This is a genomic window from Flavobacterium plurextorum, from assembly GCF_002217395.1.
Lineage (GTDB): Bacteria > Bacteroidota > Bacteroidia > Flavobacteriales > Flavobacteriaceae > Flavobacterium > Flavobacterium plurextorum.
Window position 1 is genome coordinate 177,516 of record NZ_MUHD01000003.1, and the last position, 19,930, is coordinate 197,445.

Genomic DNA, 19,930 nt, shown 5'->3' on the forward strand with positions numbered 1-19,930 from the left:
CAGCTATGGAAAAAAGAATTATTATACTCGCCCTGCTAATCATCCAAATGGTTAATTCGCAAACAAAGAACAAAACTGCCGATGCTCTTTTTGATAAAATGTATTATATAGATGCCGCAAAATCATATGAACTGTCCGTAAAAAATGGCGATAATTCAAAAGAAATTTTGCAGCGTTTAGGAGATGCGCACTATTTTAATACCCAAATGCAAGATGCCAGCAAATGGTACAGCAAACTGCTTGCTGATTATTCTGCCGAAGTTTCAGCAGAATATTACTTTCGCTATGCACAATCTTTGCAGGGAATCAAGAATTATGATCTGGCAAAAAAATGGATAAAAAATTTCTCCGAGAAACAAAAATCATCTGATTCTAGAGCTCAAAACTTCTCTCTAAAAACAGTAACTCTCGAAGATATAAAGAAAATAAAACCGCAGTTTATCCTAGAGAATTTAGAAATCAATTCGGCTTATTCCGATTTTGGTCCAATGTTTTACAAAGGCGACTTAGTTTACTCAACAACAGTAGATTCCTCTTATTTAAAAACAGCAAAATATGGATGGAACGATCAGCCGTATTTAAATATGCAGCTCGGAAAAATAAGCCCGACACAAACAAACGTAACTTTTAAAGAACGTTTTGCAAAAGAAATTACAACCCAATATCACGAAGCTTGTGTCGCTTTTTCACCCGATGAAAAAACAATCTATTTTACTAGAAACAATTACAACGGCAAACTTAAGAGAGACGACAAAGGCGTTAATAATTTAAAATTATACACTGCCAAAGCAGTAGAAAACAGCAATGGTACTGTTCGATGGGAAAATGTAAAAGAACTTCCGTTTAACAGTGACAGCTATTCTGTTGGACAGCCAACTGTAAGCAAAGACGGTAAAAAACTGTATTTTGTTTCTGATATGCCGGGAACAATTGGTTCTACAGATATTTTTATGGTAGACATTTTGGGCGAAGACCAATATTCAAATCCTAAAAACTTAGGCGAAAAAATAAATACAAGCGGACGAGAAATGTTTCCGTTTATAACAGACAAAGCGCTGTACTTTGCCTCAGATGGTTTTTTAGGTTTAGGAGGTCTTGACGTTTTTGAAAGCCGATTAAATAATGAAGTTTTCGATTCACCAGTTAATCTTGGCGCGCCTTTAAACAGCAGTTTAGATGATTTTGGATATATTGTAAATGAAGAAACTAACAAAGGTTTTGTATGCTCAAACAGAAAAACAGGAAAAGGCGATGATGATATTTATTCGTTCGAAAGAAGCTGTACACAATCTATTGAAGGTTATGTTTTTGATGCCATTTCGAATAAAAAAATTCCAGGTGCTATAGTTACACTCAAAAACAATGAAAACCAGCAATTACAGCAAACCGTTTCTAGAATAGATGGAAAATTTGAGTTTGAAGAAAACATCAATTGCAATACACCTTACGCTGTAGAAGCTGCTAAAGATAATTTTACAACCTTATCAAAAGCAATCGTTACTGCCGAGAATTCTGCAATAACCGAAGTGCCAATTGGACTTGATCCAACTCTTATAGAACGTAAAGACGGAATTTTAAAAATCAAAATCGGAATTATTTTCTTCGACCTCAACAAATCAGATATACGATACGATGCGGCAATAGAACTTAATAAAGTTGTTTTATTAATGAATCAATATCCAACCGTAATTATAAAAATTGAATCTCATACAGATTCAAGAGCCGATGATCAATACAATCTTGAATTATCTGATCGAAGAGCCAAAGCAACAAGAGATTATATAATATCCCAAGGAATTGCCCCTGAACGAATTGAAAGCGCAATTGGCTACGGCGAAACCCAGCTTATCAATAATTGCTCAAACGGCGTTCCCTGCACCGAAGCACAACATCAAATGAACAGACGAAGCGAATTCATTATTACAAAAATGTAATATTTGTAAAAGTCTAAAACTACAATTTTGAATAAAAAAAAAACGGTCATAAACCGTTTTTTTTTATTTGAGCTTTTATCAAAATTATATTTAATCCCAATTATTATTCTTAGAAAAGCTGTACTTCCCTCCTCCTGTAAAAAACAAAACAAGTGCAGTAAAAAAGTAAAGACCAAGTAATTCTAAAGCCCAGCCTCCGTGATCACTCATTTTAAATATATCCGCGCTATGAGCCATTAATGCAGCAACAAAACAATTAAAAGCATAGATTAATGCCGCAATTCTAGTTCTAAAACCAATTATTATTGCAATTGGCGCTAGAATTTCTCCCACTAATACACCATACGATAAGAAACCTGGAAGACCTTTTTCGACAAGCATACCTGATATAAATTCTAAACCTCCATTAAATTTTGCAAAACCATGCAAAAGCATTAATAATCCAATTGTAATACGAAGTATCAACAGGCCAAAATCATTGTTTTTTTTCATTTTTTAAGAATTAAATTTAGTCAGACAAACCAGTTCTATGTGCAAACTTTTTCATTTTGCACGATAACTGCTGGTAGTAAAAATAGCAAAAAAAACATACAATCTAAATCTGTCAAAAAAAATCTGTTTTTTGTTTTATCGAAAGTCTAGTAATTTTTTTTTATCATAAATAAGCAAACGTTCACTTATTATTATATCTTTGTTTTCAATTTAAACATCCATTCATTTGAGAACTAGAGATAGTAATAAAGAAGAATTAGTTAAGCAAAAAACGATAGAAATGATTGTAAAGTATGGCATTGAAGGCTTTGCAATGAATCGTTTGGCAAAAGAATGCGGTATCTCTGTCGCAACCCTTTACATTTATTATGCAGATAAGGAGGATCTCATAAAAAAAATAGGAATTGAGATGGGAACATTCTTTTTTAAAAGTTCTTTAAAAGATTTCACTCCAGATATGCCTTTTACAGTAGGTCTCGCTAAGCAATGGGAAAATCGGTCTTCATTTATGATGAACAACACTGATAAACTAGTTTGCTGGGAAATTCTTCAAAACTCAAACTACGGCGATTTTATAGTAAATGAAAGTTTGATGGAGCTAAAAGAAATTATGACAAAGTTTCTAAATGGCGCCATCGAGAGAAAAGAAATTGTACCAGTTTCAAAAGAAGTCTTTTGGAGTATCGCTTACGGACCTTTATACAATTTACTGCGTTTTCATGAAAAAGGAAAAGGATTGGGCGGAACCACTCCGTTTAAATTAACCGATGATGTACAAAAAGAAGCATTACGTTTAGTAATCAAAGCACTAACCCCTTAAAAATTAACAGCTATGAATGTCATGATATTTGCTACTAATATAAAAACAGAAACTAGCAAAAATAAAATTGCAGCATTCTTCAATACAAACAAATCTATCCTGCAATGGAGTATCGATCAAGAAGATATTGATTGTGTACTTAGAATTATAAGTAAAAATCTAAACGCTGGTCAAATAATCGAAATGTTGAATTTTCTTGACTTTGACTGCAAAGAACTTTAAAATATATGAACGAAAAACAAACACTCAAAACAGGTTTTAATGGCTATCAAAAACTTGTCATATTTCTATTAGCCTTAACACAATTTACAGTTGTGCTTGATTTTATGGTAATGTCGCCACTTGGAGATATTATGATGAAAACATTAAAAATTACGGCATCACAATTTGGCATCGCCGTTTCGGCTTACGCCTTTAGTGCTGGAATTTCAGGACTTTTAACAGCAGGTTTCGCTGATAAATTTGACCGAAAAAAACTTTTACTTTTCTTCTATATTGGCTTTACAATAGGAACTATATTTTGTGCTATAGCACCAACCTTTATTTTACTTGTCGCCGCTCGTATTTTTACCGGTATTTTTGGCGGTGTAATTGGTTCTATTTCTATGGCTATTGTTGCCGATTTATTCAACCTGCAGCAAAGAGGAAAAGTAATGGGATTTATACAAATGGGATTTGGAGTAAGTCAAGTTTTAGGAATTCCTATTGGTCTGTACATTGCTAATGCTTGGGGCTGGCACGTACCTTTTTTATGGATTGCCGCTATGGCCGCAATTATAACTTTGGTTTTATCCTTTAAACTGCAGCCAATTGTTGAGCATTTAAGTTTAAAACAAGAAAAAACACCAATTCAGCACTTGTGGCATACTATTTCAAAACCACACTATCAAGTTGGTTTCTTGTCTACTGCCCTTCTCTCTATTGGTGGTTTTATGATGATGCCATTTGGAAGTGCCTTTGCCATAAACAACCTAAAAGTAACTAATGATGAGTTACCTTTACTTTTTATGATTACTGGTGTTGCAACACTAATTACCATGCCTATTGCAGGGAAACTAAGTGATAAATTCAGCAAATTCAAACTTTTTGCTTTTGCCACTTTGTTTGCTATAATTGTAATGAATGTTTATGCACATTTTGCCGCTACTCCATTTTGGATTGTATTAGTTACCAACATTTTAATGATGATGGCAATCATGAGCAGAATGGTGCCTTCAACAACATTAACCTCAGCAATACCAGAACCGCAGGATCGAGGAGCTTTTATGAGTATTAACTCTTCTTTACAACAAATGGCAGGAGGTTTTGGTGCTATGATCGCTGGATTAATCATTGTTCAAAAAGACAATTATGCACCGCTGGAACATTATGATACTTTAGCAATGGTTGCTTCTGTTATTATGCTTGTAAGCATTTATTTAGTCTCTCGCGTAAGTAAAATTGTATACAAAAAATGATACAGTTCTAAGCTTTTTTTAAGCAAAATAAAACCTCAACTAAAAACTTTAAACTCCTGCATTATTTGTAGGAGTTTTTTATTTGTTTGTAGTTTTTTATAACAATAACTTACATCTTTTCCTATTTTTTAAAAGAATAACACTTTACCTGTCAGAGCGCTTCGTTCGTGAACACACTTTAATTTCAATCCAACGGAATATTGCACGAGAGAAATGTTCACACCAAATAAAAAGGAATAGGCTTTAGAAGATTTTCTTGTACTTGTTTGTTTTTAGAGACAGTTTTGATTCAAATATTTTTTTCTTAATTACCTTTCCCTTCTGATCAACTTTAAAACATATATAAATATACCCATTGCCTATTGTCGAATATGAAAAACTATTTATTTCAATTATAATACTCGTATAATTTAATTTCTTTGATGCTATAATCTTATTAGGGATTAGATTTGTAAAATCCTCGATAACGATATTTTTAACATTATAATTATTTATCTCTATTAGTACATTTTGAGAAAATTCTAATTTTTCAATTAACTTTTTTGTTAGTGCCTGTTTATGGCACTTTGAGGCAATTACATTTTCAGTTTTAAGAAAAAAAACTATCTCATTGTTATACAGATTCTCGTGAATATAATAGACACTTAAAGAATCATTAATTGGTATTCTACATGATTCTATTTCCTTTTTAATAAAATTAGATGTATTATTCTGCGCAACTATTATGTTAAAAAAAAGACAGAAAAAAAACGTTGCTATTCTCATAATTTACCTGTTGAACTATTCTTAAAACTAAATTCTGTTGATTTATAAATAATGGTTGTTCCAAAATCTCCTTTGGATACTGAAACTGATTCAAAAATTGATTTCTCAAGAATATTATAGTTTGACCAATTTTTAAAAGCATTTTTTTTATGATCTGGGTGTATAAAAAGCCATTCTTTCCAATTTTCATTAGTACAGATATCGGCTCCTTGCCAACCGATACCTCCATCTGAATAATCTTCATCTAGATATTCATTATTGAAGTATTTCACTGCCTTTATAGTATATTCAATAGAACTTTTCATTTTTACATTATTATTTCTACCCTCGGAATTTTTGTCAAAATCAATAATTTCATTCAATTCAATATTTAAGAAATTTCGAAATGCAGGATTTCCTTGTGCTCCGTAATGGAATGTATGGGCATAAGTAATATCATCCCATTTGTTTCTCATTTTAATTAAAGTACTATTCAAGCTCCAATTATTTCTATATTTAGAAACATTAGAATTAGTTAATTGTTTATGATGATTCATAATTATAAATGGTATAGCTTTTATAACATCTAATGAAAAGCCCGATTCCGAATAAGCTAAACCAGCTATTCTAAGAAACACATTATTTTTAATTTTCAGCGACTCTGTATTATTATATGTAGTGAAATTATCTCCATTTTTATCTTTTTGCATCGTTTTTCCATCACACACATAAACATCCTCCACACTTCCTTCAAAATCAGGTTCATTTATTTTTCCTTCAAAAGTTCCTTCTTTATTGTAAAAATGCCCATTTACACTAATAATACGCTCAAGCATTTTATTTTCTGGTGGATCCTCGGGATCTCCATATGTATATTTCGGAGCATAATAATCAATACTCCCACCAGCATTAATTTTAATACTGTTACCAAAATATCTTAAAGTTCCTCCTGTTATTTCAGTTATTTTTCCTTTTACAATTCGTGTTCTAGACATAATTTTATTTATACAATCATCTGAATTCCAATCAATTACTCTTTTCTAATTTTGCGTGGTATTCTCAGTGCTATTATTTTTAATATCATTTTTTGAATGAAACTCTACATTTTTATCACTATGAGAAACAATCTCAGTATGACTTATTACATTTCGATCTTGTTTAGCTTCTGAATGAAAATCTCCATCAATCTGTTCGTGTGCTTTTCCTTTTATGTGCAGCATACTGTCTCCACCTACTTTAGTGGTTTGCATCATTCCAACTGTTGTAGATTTATTGACTCCCGCACTTTCTGTAATATCTTGTTCTGCGGTAGATGTAATACTTCTTCCTGCTCTAATGATAACATCTTCTCCTGCATCTAATTCGATATTTTTTGGAGCTTTAAACCTAATGTTTCCGTCTCCATGAATCACTGCTATTGTCTGTCCTTTTTGGCTTTCAATTGTTATGTCACCAGTAGCATCATCAGAAATAATTCTGTTTCCGCTTCGGGTTTGTATTACTTTTAAATCATTCTTTTCAGTAGCATAACCGCTTTTCGCCTGCCCGTTATAATGCGCCCCCATAACATAAGGATCTTGTGCATTTCCACCTTCAAAACCTACTAAAACTTCCTCGCCAATTTCAGGAATAAAGTAAAATCCTTTTCCTGCTCCAGTATGTGGCTGAATCATTCTAATCCACTGGCTTGTTTTGGTTCCTGATGCCCAGTAAAATTCTACTTTTACTCGCCCAAGTCCCTCGGGATCGTTGTTGTCTCTTATTTTGGCTGGTTGTGTTTCTGCTTTTGCAAAAACTTTTGTATTGGTATAATGTGGTGCCGAAACATCGTCTGGAATTGCTTTGAACTCGCAGGTATAATTACCATGTACTTCTGAGTGGTGTATGGCTTCTATACAAACTAAATGGTGTTCTATGGTTTGGTTTACAATGATAAAAGTCTGTCCTAATCCTAAAGGAAAATAAGAGATTCCGCTGTAGTACACACTGTTTGCATCACTTCCTGCTGTCTGCAGTGTGATCATTTCTTGTATTTCTTCTTTATTTTGTGCATTGTTGGTGTATGCTCCAACACTCAATTCGCCTTGTGTTACGGTGCTTTGGTTAAATCCTACAATAGAAGCAAAACTGTCTTTACTACCTGTAGCGGTTCTTTCTGATGCGTCACGAATGCCTGCTGCATTTTTATAATCATAACCTGCTAATGAAATGTTATGCGCAATCATATTGGCTTGTATCTTAAAACTATGCATGGACGCTCCGTTGATGAGTTTAACCTTGGAGTTTTTAAGTTGTCCGAACTGCATGCGCATTCCGTCAAAATAAAACCATTGTCCATATCGGGCTGCCAGTCTTTTAAGAAATTCAAAATTGGTCTCATTGTACTGCGCCATATAATTGAATTCTTTCAGATAAGTAGATCTAATAGCATCTCTCTGATAAAATTCTGTTGGCCCTTCTGATAATAGATCTACAACAATATCATCCATTCCTCTTTCTAGATAAGTTCTGGATTTTGGCACATCGTCAATTACTTTGCTGTGGCTTATTCCTGTAATATGCAGACCAACGGCACTGCCGTGCTTGTCTATTGAAGCGACCTCAGTAATGATTCCTTTACTCATCAGCCTGATTCCAGTCAGACTTTTGAAAGTAAAAATAACTTCATCACCAATGTATTTTCGCATGGCTTGCGCCTGATCAACGGGATTTATAACTGCTTTACCTGTATATTGCCAGACAAATGAAAAATGATGATGATCTGCCATTTTTTGTGAAAGCTGCAAATCGTAATAAATAACATTTTTTTCAAAGGAACTTATTGAAATATGAACTTGATCTGAGAAATGTGCCATAATTAGTTAGAATAGAGGTTAGCTATTTAAATGGTTGATTCGTTTTGAAACGAAATCGATTAAATAAATATAAAGTTCTAACAAACTAATAAACGCCCGTAAAAGGCAAAAGAATAACAGAATAGGACACAATCATATAAAATACCAATTGTGTAAATGCAAATTAATATCAAGAACTCCTGCATTATTTGTAGGAGTTTTTTATTTGTTTGTAGGCGGTAAACCTAAAAATAAGATCTTTTTTGTATTTTAAAAGACAGAAAGTACTCCGAAAAAATGTTTTTAATGTTCCTCCAATTCAAAGAAAACCCAGTATAACTGACTTTACATAAAAAACTAATAATTAACAAATTACAAATATTTTCACGCTATCAATTACTTTAAGAAACTAACAATTATCATGTTTTGAATTTTAATAAATTCATTCCTTTGTGTGACTCAACAAATACCACAAACCAACCACCGCATAATGTATAAGAGTAGTAAGCATAGAATTAAAAAAACAGATAATCACGCATCGTTTATTAATAAAGTAAATATTGATAAAAATGCACATTGATACTGATTTGCTGTATACTTGGGGAGCAGTTGCCAAAAAGGTTCCAAAAAATGCCATCATTTTTTATGAAAATGATCCTGCTTTATCATTTTTTCAAATTTTAGAAGGAACGGTGAAAATGAGTTATACTAACGAAGACGGCAAAGATCTAACTATTGGTGTATTTAAAGAAGGTGACAGTTTTGGAGAACCGCCGCTAATTATTGGTGAGCCATATCCTGCATCAGCTTTAGCGCAAACAGATTGTGTCATTTTAAAACTTTCTAGAGTTAATTTCTTTTCTTTTCTGGAAGAAAATCCTGAAGCGCAAAAGAAAATACTAAAACTATTTGCCTCAAGAATTTATAATAAAATTGTCTTCTCAAAAAACATAATCAATCATAAGCCGGAACATCGCATACAATATTTTTTGGATAATTTTAAAAGACAGCATTGCACAAAAGTGAATCAAAAAATAAAAATTCCTTATACCCGCCAAGAAATTGCTGATTTTACCGGATTAAGAGTTGAAACCGTAATTAGAACTTTGACTTTCATGAAAAAGAACAAAAAAATTGAAATCATTGATCACAAATTATTCTACTAGAACGTCTAAAAAATTGTTGCTGTATGACTCAAATCATAATCTATGCTCCAAATATTCACGTCCTTTGAGGAAAGGTTAAATGATAAATTATTAATTCAAACTTCATAACGTTTTAAAGTAAAAAAGCGGGAACTACAAAAGTTCCCGCTTTTTTAACTTATTACTTTATTCATCATTGCTTTTGAGATATTGTCAGCTCTAATTTTAATTTCTCTAGCTTTTTCTCCTTCAAACAAATCATCGACCGTTTTTTTCCACAATTTCGTCCAGTGTTTAAAATGTGCCTCGGTCAAAAGGCTCTTCTGATTTAACATTCGGTGTTTCATCATTGGGTTTCCATCAAAGTTTCCTGTATGAAAAAGAATATTATCCCAAAAATCATACATTATCGGAAGATGTTTTTCCCAGTTCACAGCAGCTACTTCAGTAAATAAATAACCAATCGTAGGATCAGTTCTAATTTTTAGATAAAAAGCATCTACCAGTATTATAATATCGTCTTTTCCCTTAATATCTGTTTTCATCTTTCTATTTGTTTCTTCATTTGTGTTCAAAATACTTTTACAAATCTTTTTTATTAAACTTTTTAAGAGAAATAAAAAACGGAATTCCTATCCAAAGCAGCAATAATAAAAACGATAGTATCAGTCCAATTGTTGTTCCAAAAAAATCTTTAAAAATGGCTCCTGTATATCCCATCATTGCCGATTGATCGAGATGCAGTAATATTTGAATACGTGCCAAATCTATAGGACTCAATGCGGTTACACCTACCATAGCTTTCTCAATAGGATATTCGGAAAACTGAAAAAGCAAAAACAATACTACGGCATCAAAAAGCATGGCAAAATAAAGCCAGAACATTATAGCAACTCCAATTCCTTTTGCTTTGTCTCTTGCATAAATACAGCTCAAAAAAGCCAATGAGACAAAAACTACTGAAATGAGACAACCCACCAAAAGCATCATAAATCCAACTATACCTGGTGCATTAATTAAAAGCGGAATTCCAGCTCCAAGAAAAAATGCGGTAACCATTGCAATCGAAAGACCTGCAAATAAACTAATCCAGATTTTTTTTCTCTTTAAAGGCTGACTCAGTAAAAGTTCAATAAATTCGGCACTATTATAAAGATAAATCGTAGAAAATAATATCGATACTAAAGGTACTGTAAACAAAATTACATTCAATATAGTAAGCAGTCCTTTGGCTGAATTGTCTTCTAATCCGAATGATCCCCAAGAAAGTAACGCTAAAATAATGGTGTAACTAACAACAATCTTATTTTTAAGTATATCTAGTAAAACAATTTTAATTATTCTGTTCATGATGTTTCTCTTTTAAGATTGCGGCTATGGCTTTTGAGATTTTGCTTTCGCCTGTGTATTCAAGTAAATCGCTGATGGTTTTATGAAAATGTACTTTTCCATCCTGCATGAAAATAATCTGAGTGATCATATCATCGAGTTCACTTAATAAATGTGATGTTATTAAAATTAATTTTCCAGCGTCACGTTCTTTTAGAATCTTTTCTTTGAGAATTTCAGACGCTAATGGATCTAATCCTGCTGTAGGCTCATCAAGTATAAGAACATCAGGATTAAAAAGAAAAGCCAGTGCTGCACTTACCTTTTGCGTTGTTCCGCCAGAAAGCGTGCGCATTTGTTTAGCATACATTTTGTCAAGATTAAAGGCTTTTATCAAATCTTCGTCTAAAACTGTTTTTGAATTTCTAATTTCTTTAATAATACTGATTATCTGGCCTATTTCCATATTATCAGGATATCTCCCAATCTGCGGCATATACCCGATTTTATTTCTGTAATTAAACTCTTTTAAAATAGAATTTTCATTAAACAAAATATCACCGTTATCAGGAAGTACCATTCCAAGAATAGATTTAATGAGAGTTGTTTTTCCGCATCCGTTAGGACCAATCAATGCAATGCATTCTCCCTTTTTAAATTCAAGGTTTACATTTTCTAACACTTGAAGTTTTCCAAACTTTTTGCTTATATTTTTTATAGTAATCATAAAATGAGAGATTTCATAAATGGGGTTTCATCAATAAAATTATCAGGCGTAATACTTGGCAGTACTTTCTCTGATTTGTCTAGCAGCGTAATCATAAAACTCCTGAATAAAAGCATTGCCGAAGGATTATTCTCGGTAAGAACAGCAAAAAGACTCAATGGATGAAAAGGCACATCACCAACTCCATCTTTATTAAGATCATATCCCTCATACTTATCCCAATAATTACTATTGAAATGATTTAAAACGAGACTGCCGTTGGTACTGATATCAAAAGTATTGGCAAGAAAGTTATTGAATGAGATTTCGTTATCCATACAACTTGCCTGAATCTTCATTCCCCAGCCATTGTCTTTAAATATGTTATGATTAAGCATTACTCTGCTCGTTCCTTCCATATAGATTCCAGAAGTATTACGTATAAATTTGTTTCCTATAATATAGCTGTCTGCAATCTCTTTCAACAGTAAACCATAGGCGGCGTCTCCCCAGTTTTCTTCAAAATAATTGTTAAACATTTTTACATTTTTGGTAAACATTACTGCCACTCCTGCCCCATTGTTTTTAAATACATTTGAGATGTACGAATCGTCATTAGAAAACATAAAATGCAGTCCGTATCGAATATTTCCTTTAGAAATGTTTCTCCAGATAATTGAATTCGAAACAAACTCAAAATAAATACCGTCGCGATGCCCGGAAATTCTGTTTCCGATAATCTTCATACTATCGCTTTTCCAACAATGAATTCCGTTTCCTATACGTTGTTCTTCTTTTTGATGCGCTTTTATCGTGTTATTTTCAATTACACAGCTGCTCCCTTTTTGAGCGTAGATGCCAAAAAAATTATTTTCAAGTATATTATTCTTTACCGTTACACCAATTTTGTCGTAAATTTTAATTCCGCAAGGATCGTTCAGCGAACCGTAACCAGAATCAATTACTTTAAAACCAGATACAACAACACTATCAGCTTTGATAGAAACCACTTCATATTTTCTTTGTCCATCAAGAATTGGAAAATCCTTTCCTTGCAGCACAATTCTTTTATTGATCTCGATATTTCCCTCGCGATACACTCCTTTATAAACCAAGATTGTATCGCCAGGGTTTGCCAGATCAATAGCTTTTTTTATACTTTTTATTACCTTGTTTTTTCCAACCTCAATAGTCTGTGACTGCAGATTTAAATAAAACAGTGATAGAAAAAGACAGAGAAATAATTTCATATTATTTTAATTGTGTTTTGAGTTGTTGTTCCCTTATTTTTCAATAAAAGTGCTCCATTCTTTTTCTTGTCCTTGGGATTCTGCTTCGAATGCTTTTGCTTGACTTTTATTAGTAAATGCAGCAATGTTTCCATTCATTGGACTTTTAATTGCGCCTCCAGAGACATAGAAAGCTTTTTCGGCAGGAATCAATTCATTTTCTAAAGTGTAATCATGAACGTAGTATCCCTTAACTTTTAGTTCTGGATTTTCCTTCGTATAATTAACCATACAAGCAATATCATCAAATTTATAGGCTCGGCCTTTTTCAGTAATAATCTCGGCACCATGTTTTCCATCTGTAATTCCCATTTTACAAAAATCGCAATTGTCCGTATTCAGTTTAATTGGAACTGGTTTATCATTTGCACATGAAGAAAATAAAACGGCCAATATTGCGATACTCAATACTGTTTTTGTTTTGAAAAAAAACATTTTCTTTTGTTTTAGCACAGCAAGAAAAAGCAAAACTCCAGCAGTAATCAACATCCATCCGCCAATATCTGGTATAGAGTATGCACCAAAATTAAGCAGTTGTTTATAACCTAAAACAGGTGGTTGATATGCCATTCCGGGTACGCGTATTGCAGCATTTGGATCTAAATTATGACCATACTCATAATTCCATCGGTAAAAATCAAGACCTGCAGCAATTCCAAAAAGAACAAACGAACCAAAGAGTGTATATAAAATCTTTTCGTTTTTATAAAATATACAGCCCAAAGCGATAACACCAAAAAAGCCTAAAATGATAGGAAGAATTGTAAACTCAATAAAATCCTCGGAGTGCAGGGTTTTCATTCCAATGTAATGATTAAGCCCATTTATAATCTCTACATCACCCGCAATTTTAGAAGCATGAAGTTTTAAAACCAATCCTTCAGGATATTGAGGTGCAGTTAATTCAATTTTCCACATGGGCACAAAAATGGATCCAATAAACAGTAATCCTGATAACAAGAGTACTATTTTAGAAAATCTTGAAAGTGTATTATTTCTCATAATAATTCAAAATAAAAAAGGGAACAAAGAATATGCTCTGTCCCCCTTTACTTGGTTAGTAGTTATTCTTTTGGTAAATTAGTTCCCAGACTGTAGCTAATTGGAACGTTACTTCCTGCTGGTGAAACTCTAACATAACCCTGCATTTCTTGATGCAATGCACTACAGAAATCGGTACAATAGAATGGGAATATTCCTTTTTTCTGAGGTGTCCATTTTAAAGTAAGTGTTTCTCCCGGCATAATCAGCAATTCGGCAGTATTAGCTCCTTTAATGGCAAATCCGTGCGGAACATCCCAATCTTGTTCAAGATTAGTAACATGGAAATAAACCTCATCACCTACACGAATTCCTTCGATATTATCTGGAGCAAAATGAGAACGAATACACGTCATATAAATATGTACTTTATTTCCTTCTCTAACCACTTTGGTTTCTTTTTCTCCTTTGGCTGCAAAAGGATGCTTGTTATCAGCCATTTTGTAAAACTTCAACTGTCCGTTGTTACGAATCTTATCCGCTGGAATTCCTTGTGCATAATGCGGTTCTCCGATTGTTGGAAAATCAAGCAGCAGTTTCATTTTATCTCCGCTGATATCAAATAACTGCGCACTTTGTGCTAATTCAGGACCTGTTGGCAAGAAACGATCTTTTGTAATTTTATTATAAACTACCATATATTTTCCAAATGGTTTTTCTGTATTACCACCTGGAACCATAAGGTGACCTGGAGAATAATAAGTCGCTTTTCTATCTAAAACTTTAAGATCTTTAATATTCCATTTTACAACCTCTGACGAAACAAACATTGTTGTATATGCATTTCCTTTACCATCAAATTCAGTATGTAAAGGACCTAATCCTGGTTTTTGAACTTCACCGTGCAGTGCAGCTTCATATTTCACAACTGGAATACCAGCATAAGATCCATCAAATTGTTTATTAGCAATCGCGGCTTTCAGTTTTGTAAAACTAAATACAGGAATCAAAGCTGCTAGTTTTCCACTTCCAATAATATATTCACCTGTTGGATCAATATCACAACCGTGAGGTGATTTTGGACAAGGAATCATATAGCAGATATCTTTAAGTTCTGCAGCATCAAGAATCAGCACCTCTTTTTTAATTTCAGATTTTGCTGTTTGTGTTTTTTCATCCCAAGTATTATGAGCATAGTTTGCAGGAACACGTTTTCCTTTTCCAGCTTTAATATATTCCTCTGCTTTTTTCCAGTTAACCGCCATGATAAAATCTTTATCATTTTTAGATGCGTTTACCTCAAGTAATGTATTTGCTTGTTCGGTATTATAGCAAGAGAAAAAGAACCATCCATGAGACTCTTTTTTACCTGGGTGGCTAAGATCAAAATTAACTCCAGGCGTTACAATTTGAAAAGCAAGATCTAACTCTCCTTCTTTCCCAACTTTTACAAAGCTTAAGTGCCCTTTAAAGTTTTTCTTGTACGTATTGATAGGCACATCTCCATTATCATTGTCAGCAGGCACACTAAAACGGCTTGCTCCAACAACGTACTCTGTATTTTGAGTAATAAATGGTGAAGAGTGATTTCCTCCACAGTTTGGAAGTTCGATAATTTCAGCCGTTCTAAAAGTTTTAAGGTCAATACGTGCAATTCTAGGTGTATTGTTTGCATTGGCAAAAAGCCAGCGTCCGTCTACCTCACCATTTGTTTGTGACAAATCAAGGTGATGCTGATCATCCCATGGCACATATCCGTGAGAAGTGTTTAACATTGGTTTTGTTTCCTCACTATAGCCGTAGCCGCTTTGAGGATCTTCAGAGAATACAGGCATTACTCTAAGCAGTCGCCCGCTTGGAAGCCCGTAAACACTCACTTGACCGCTGAATCCGCCAGAGACAAAGTTGTAAAACTCATCGTACTTACCGGGAGCAACATATACTTTACTGGCTACATCGCCGTCAACAGTATCTGAAGAGTCTTTGGGCTTGCAAGAAACAAAAAAAGCGCAGCCCAAAGTAATGGCAAAAACTGATTTTAAAAAGTTATTTTTCATAAGGTTATTATTTAGAATTCGATTATTTTGGTGTTTATTTTACCCCATCATTCTGACGCATATATTCTAGAATGCTTCTAGCTTCGTCATCACTTAAACCTTGATTAGGCATTCTAATCATGCAAAGCTCTAATTGAGCCTGCAATTCTGGATCTTTATCAATCATAGGATCTGGATTTGTGATAAAATTCATAATCCATTGTGGTGTTCTGCGTTCCGTTACACCTTTCCATCCCGGACCAACAAGTTTCTCATCTGTAGGTTTGTGGCATGAAGTACATTTTACTTCGGCAGCTTTAAGCCCTTTTTCTGCCATTGCTTTATCTAATGAAGCTCCTAATTCTACAGTCGAGTATTTACCAAGACCTCTTTTAGGATCATATGATTCAGCTTCCGCAGTTTTCTCTGCTGGCGGCGGAGTCGAAAAATCTTCATCTGTTTTTGATTTATCCTTTCCGCAGGACACGAAAAAGAAAATGCCAAACATTGCTATTAAAAATAATTTGTTCATGTGTTTGCTTTTTTTTATTTGTTAAACTACAGGTCAAAGTTCCACAACATGTATTTCTTAAATTATGATTACGATCATACTATCCCGAAAAAGTTCATGATACCTTCGTACTCTAAAATAAACAGATGAAGTTTTTTGTTTACATATTTCTCTTTTCAGTGGTTTTCAGACCTGCATTTCCATTTTTGGATTATGTGATAAACTACCATTACATTGTTACCGAATTATGCGAAAACAAAAATGCTCCAGAACTAAGCTGTAATGGAAAATGTCATTTGAAAAAAGAACTGGCAAAAGCGTATAAAAATGATGTTCCTGCGTCTAACGAGAAAAAAATAGAAACTGCTGAAACAGTTGTGCTTTTCATCGTAAACCTTCCAGTATTCTGCTTTGAAACAGCTCATACAACCCGCTTAAAAATAAACTCAGTCTACAAAAACCTATACTCCCATTTAGACGCAGTTTCTGTCTTTCGTCCACCGGCTTTCAACTATTAATTTTTCAATGTTTTACACTTTATTTTCTCCGAAATCTATTTCGGCAGAAATCGTATTATCCTTATTTAAATTAATATTCTATGAAAACTTTAAAATACATTACCCTTTTCCTTTTAGCAATTACCTATATCTCATGTTCTTCTGATGATGATTCTTCAACTTCAATTCCTGCTGATGAAACACTTGGACTTCAAAAAATTCAAGAATTAACGAATGACAATCATGTCGTTGAACTGTACTCAAAAAAGGGCACTTTAATTCAAGGCTACAATGCTGTTACCATTAGAATAAAAGACAAAAAAAGCAGTGCTTATATTACAGATGCAAAAATTGACTGGACACCAATTATGCATATGACTTCGATGCAGCATTCATGTCCAAAATCAGCTGTGACCAAAACTGCTGATAAAAAAACCTTATACTCAGGTGATATTATTTTTCAGATGGCACAAAATGATAAGGAATTTTGGGAACTTAAAATTAATTATACAATCAACAATGTTGTTTACACCGTTGCAGATACTATTGCGGTAACTGCATCACCAAAACGTACTGTAACCTCATTTAAAGACAATAGCGGCAACAAATATGTACTAGCTTATATCGCACCCGAAAATCCGAAAGTAGCCGTAAACGATGCGTCTGTTGGACTTTATAAAATGGAAGATATGATGACGTTTACTGCAGTAAACAATTTTAAAATAAAAATAGATCCTAGAATGCCAAGTATGGGAAATCACGGATCACCAAACAACACCGATTTAGTACAATCTCAAGCAGGAGGTTTCTATAAAGGAAAACTTTCATTGACGATGACTGGATACTGGAAAATTAACATGCAGCTTTTAAATGCCTCAGACGAAGTGCTAAAAGGAGAACCTGTAACAACAGAAAATCCTTCTAGCAGTCTTTATTTTGAAATTGAATTTTAAGCATTCATTATTAATAAGCATTCATTATTAACAAGAAAGAGGCAATTTTAGTTGTCTCTTTCTTATAATTTATCTAGTGATGAAAAAGATAACAGCATGTATTCTAACTATTTTTTCAACAATCTGCTGGGGACAAGAACAACAAAAGGACAGTCTTTCGGCTCAAAATTTAAATGAAATTATTGTTATTGGAAAAAAAGCAGCTTTACATCAAAAACAGCCAAAATCATTGACTTCTGTAGAAGATTATCTGCAAAAATCTACAAAAGTAAATATGATAAAAAGAGGCGCTTATGCCTGGGAACCTACAATTAACAACATGTCTACAGAACGCACTGTTATTACTATTGACGGAATGCGCATTTTTGGAGCCTGTACTGATAAAATGGATCCTATAACCTCTTATGTCGAAGTTTCAAATTTATCAGAAGCAGCAGTTGCTTCTGGTCAGCAGGCAAGCTGTCATGGTGCAGCAATTGGCGGCTCTATAGATCTAAAACGTTCTGTCTTTAGTCAAAATACTTTGGGATGGAATGGCAGTTTTAACTCTGGTTATGAAAGTAATAATCAGCAAAAAATTATTGGAGGTTCATTGGGCTACAATAATGAAAAGTTTTACGCTCATGCGGATTTTATGCATCGTGATGCTGATAATTACAAAGCTGGTGGAAACCGAGAAATCAATTTTTCTCAATTTACAAAATACAACATTGCTTCGACTGCCGGATATTTTATAAATAAGAGAAATAATCTGGAAGCTTCACTAATTTATGATAACGCAACAAATGTAGGTTATCCCGCTCTGCCAATGGATGTTTCACTGGCTAAAGCCGAAATTATGTCTTTAAGCTATCGTTATACTCCCGATTCTGGTATTATTTCAAACTGGGAAACAAAGGTTTACGGAAACAGCATAACTCATAAAATGGATGATACCAAAAGACCTGCCGTTCCCATTCATATGGATATGCCAGGCTGGTCTGACACCTATGGATTTTACTCTAAACTAAAAGGGAAATATAAAATACATGATTTTACAGCAGACTTAAATGCTTTCTACAACAAATCGATTGCCGAAATGACAATGTATCCTGCTGATCCCAAAGAAAATTTAATGTTTATGTACACTTGGCCAGATGTACGAACTTTTTATAACGGTTTATCGCTTGAAGATTATATCAAAATAGCTTCAGAAACTACTTTGAGAATTGGAACTTCCGTTGGATTTCATTCTAATGATGTTGCAAATGATTTTGGATTGCAGAGCCTTCGTATTTTCTATCCCGAGATGCAGGCTTCAAAAAACCGTTTTCTAAAAAGTTTCTCTGCAAACTTTACTCAAAAAAAAGGCAGATTTGAATATGGTTTTGGAGGTGCTTATGCAGAAAGAGCTCCTTCTGTTTCTGAAGGTTATGGTTTTTATCTTTATAACAGCAGTGATTTTTATGACTATATAGGAAATCCATTTTTAAAGAACGAAAAAGCTTTAGAAGCCAATCTTTTACTGGGTTATAAAACAAATCAATTAAGCACAAAAATTACAGCGTCATACTTTCATATAAATGATTTTATCGTAGGTCAAATTGATCCTAATATTCTGCCCATGACAATTGGAGCGTCTGGTGTAAAAAAATACGAAGCTATAAGCTATGCCTCTATTTTTAATGCCGATTTAAATTTAGAATATTCTCTATTTCAAAACTGGCTTTTAAAAACGCAGCTGGTTTATAGTTTAGGCAAAGACAATCAAGGAAACAATCTTCCTTTTATAAGTCCAATACGATACAGTGCAGGAATTGATTATAAAAAACAGAACTTAAATTTAGGTATTTCGGCTTTAGGAAATCTTGCTCAAAAAGAATTTGCAGCAACATACGGTCAAACAAAAACGCCGGATTATTTGATTTTTAATTTCAATGCTGGATATCTGTTTCATTACAATCAAAATTTAATAAAACTGCAAACTGGTGTCGAAAATATTTTTGATAAATATTACACCACTTTTTCAGACTGGAATAAAATTCCGCGAATGGGACGCAACGTCTTTGTGAATCTTACTTTCAGCTTTAGATAAACCAATTTCGAACTTCATTTTTTTCCAGTTTTAGGTTTGATTTTTAAAACAGAACATAAAAAAATAAAAATAACACAGTATGATTGGAATCATAGTTTGAAAATTTTGATGACAATATATTTACGCTA

The 19,930-nt window shown here is 33.4% G+C and carries 18 protein-coding genes; 8 read left to right on the forward strand and 10 right to left on the reverse strand.

Features of this window, described 5'->3' with window-relative positions; all coding sequences use genetic code 11:
- The first annotated feature begins 5 nt into the window (after nt 1-5).
- Nucleotides 6-1,934, forward strand: coding sequence for an OmpA family protein (locus B0A81_RS01695; protein WP_089056398.1), 1,929 nt, complete (start codon nt 6-8; stop codon nt 1,932-1,934).
- Nucleotides 1,935-2,024: 90 nt separating this feature from the next.
- Here B0A81_RS01695 and B0A81_RS01700 read toward each other — a convergent pair whose 3' ends face one another.
- Nucleotides 2,025-2,426: a DoxX family protein gene (locus B0A81_RS01700; RefSeq protein ID WP_089056399.1), complete on the reverse strand. Its 402-nt coding sequence runs from the start codon at nt 2,424-2,426 to the stop codon at nt 2,025-2,027.
- Between the two features lie 226 nt (nt 2,427-2,652).
- Here B0A81_RS01700 and B0A81_RS01705 point away from each other — a divergent pair, with 226 nt between their 5' ends.
- The 3 genes from B0A81_RS01705 to B0A81_RS01715 are packed head-to-tail and all read left to right on the forward strand — an operon-like array spanning nt 2,653 to nt 4,703.
- On the forward strand, nt 2,653-3,246 hold the full coding sequence (locus B0A81_RS01705; RefSeq protein ID WP_208861296.1) for a TetR/AcrR family transcriptional regulator: 594 nt from the start codon (nt 2,653-2,655) through the stop codon (nt 3,244-3,246).
- A gap of 12 nt (nt 3,247-3,258) precedes the next feature.
- A complete protein-coding gene (locus tag B0A81_RS01710) occupies nt 3,259-3,468 on the forward strand; it encodes a hypothetical protein (protein ID WP_089056400.1) in 210 nt (69 codons plus the stop codon).
- Between the two features lie 5 nt (nt 3,469-3,473).
- Nucleotides 3,474-4,703: an MFS transporter gene (locus B0A81_RS01715; RefSeq protein ID WP_089056401.1), complete on the forward strand. Its 1,230-nt coding sequence runs from the start codon at nt 3,474-3,476 to the stop codon at nt 4,701-4,703.
- A gap of 761 nt (nt 4,704-5,464) precedes the next feature.
- Here the strand turns inward: B0A81_RS01715 and B0A81_RS01725 are convergent.
- Both B0A81_RS01725 and B0A81_RS01730 read right to left on the reverse strand, forming a co-directional pair.
- Nucleotides 5,465-6,442 (reverse strand): hypothetical protein, encoded by a 978-nt coding sequence (locus tag B0A81_RS01725; RefSeq protein ID WP_089056403.1) that lies wholly within the window; start codon nt 6,440-6,442, stop codon nt 5,465-5,467.
- A gap of 45 nt (nt 6,443-6,487) precedes the next feature.
- Nucleotides 6,488-8,302, reverse strand: a complete 1,815-nt coding sequence (locus tag B0A81_RS01730; protein ID WP_089056404.1) for a type VI secretion system Vgr family protein — start codon at nt 8,300-8,302, stop codon at nt 6,488-6,490.
- A gap of 548 nt (nt 8,303-8,850) precedes the next feature.
- Between B0A81_RS01730 and B0A81_RS01735 the strand changes: the two genes are divergently transcribed.
- Nucleotides 8,851-9,447, forward strand: a complete 597-nt coding sequence (locus tag B0A81_RS01735; RefSeq protein WP_089056405.1) for a Crp/Fnr family transcriptional regulator — start codon at nt 8,851-8,853, stop codon at nt 9,445-9,447.
- 152 nt (nt 9,448-9,599) lie between these two features.
- On the opposite strand, the gene B0A81_RS01740 is transcribed toward B0A81_RS01735, so the two are convergent.
- The 7 genes from B0A81_RS01740 to B0A81_RS01770 form a co-directional block, all read right to left on the reverse strand.
- Nucleotides 9,600-9,971, reverse strand: coding sequence for a group III truncated hemoglobin (locus B0A81_RS01740; RefSeq protein ID WP_089056406.1), 372 nt, complete (start codon nt 9,969-9,971; stop codon nt 9,600-9,602).
- A 37-nt stretch (nt 9,972-10,008) separates the two neighbouring features.
- Complete coding sequence (locus B0A81_RS01745) at nt 10,009-10,776, reverse strand: ABC transporter permease subunit (protein WP_089056407.1); 768 nt, start codon at nt 10,774-10,776, stop codon at nt 10,009-10,011.
- Entirely contained in the window at nt 10,760-11,482 is a 723-nt protein-coding gene (locus B0A81_RS01750; RefSeq protein WP_089056408.1) for an ABC transporter ATP-binding protein, read from the reverse strand. The genes B0A81_RS01745 and B0A81_RS01750 overlap by 17 nt, the downstream gene beginning before the upstream one ends.
- Nucleotides 11,479-12,711, reverse strand: coding sequence for a nitrous oxide reductase family maturation protein NosD (locus B0A81_RS01755; RefSeq protein ID WP_089056409.1), 1,233 nt, complete (start codon nt 12,709-12,711; stop codon nt 11,479-11,481). The genes B0A81_RS01750 and B0A81_RS01755 overlap by 4 nt, the downstream gene beginning before the upstream one ends.
- 33 nt (nt 12,712-12,744) lie before the next feature.
- Nucleotides 12,745-13,752, reverse strand: a complete 1,008-nt coding sequence (locus B0A81_RS01760; RefSeq protein WP_089056410.1) for a nitrous oxide reductase accessory protein NosL — start codon at nt 13,750-13,752, stop codon at nt 12,745-12,747.
- Between the two features lie 62 nt (nt 13,753-13,814).
- Nucleotides 13,815-15,788, reverse strand: coding sequence for a Sec-dependent nitrous-oxide reductase (nosZ, locus tag B0A81_RS01765; RefSeq protein ID WP_089056411.1), 1,974 nt, complete (start codon nt 15,786-15,788; stop codon nt 13,815-13,817).
- 34 nt (nt 15,789-15,822) lie between these two features.
- Nucleotides 15,823-16,299: a c-type cytochrome gene (locus B0A81_RS01770; protein WP_089056412.1), complete on the reverse strand. Its 477-nt coding sequence runs from the start codon at nt 16,297-16,299 to the stop codon at nt 15,823-15,825.
- Nucleotides 16,300-16,424: 125 nt separating this feature from the next.
- Here B0A81_RS01770 and B0A81_RS01775 point away from each other — a divergent pair, with 125 nt between their 5' ends.
- From B0A81_RS01775 to B0A81_RS01785, 3 genes are all read left to right on the forward strand, one after another.
- On the forward strand, nt 16,425-16,796 hold the full coding sequence (locus B0A81_RS01775) for a C1 family peptidase (protein WP_244281226.1): 372 nt from the start codon (nt 16,425-16,427) through the stop codon (nt 16,794-16,796).
- Nucleotides 16,797-16,876: 80 nt separating this feature from the next.
- Entirely contained in the window at nt 16,877-17,728 is an 852-nt protein-coding gene (locus B0A81_RS01780) for a FixH family protein (RefSeq protein WP_089056414.1), read from the forward strand.
- 79 nt (nt 17,729-17,807) lie between these two features.
- A complete protein-coding gene (locus B0A81_RS01785; RefSeq protein WP_089056415.1) occupies nt 17,808-19,802 on the forward strand; it encodes a TonB-dependent receptor domain-containing protein in 1,995 nt (664 codons plus the stop codon).
- Nucleotides 19,803-19,930: the final 128 nt, after the last annotated feature.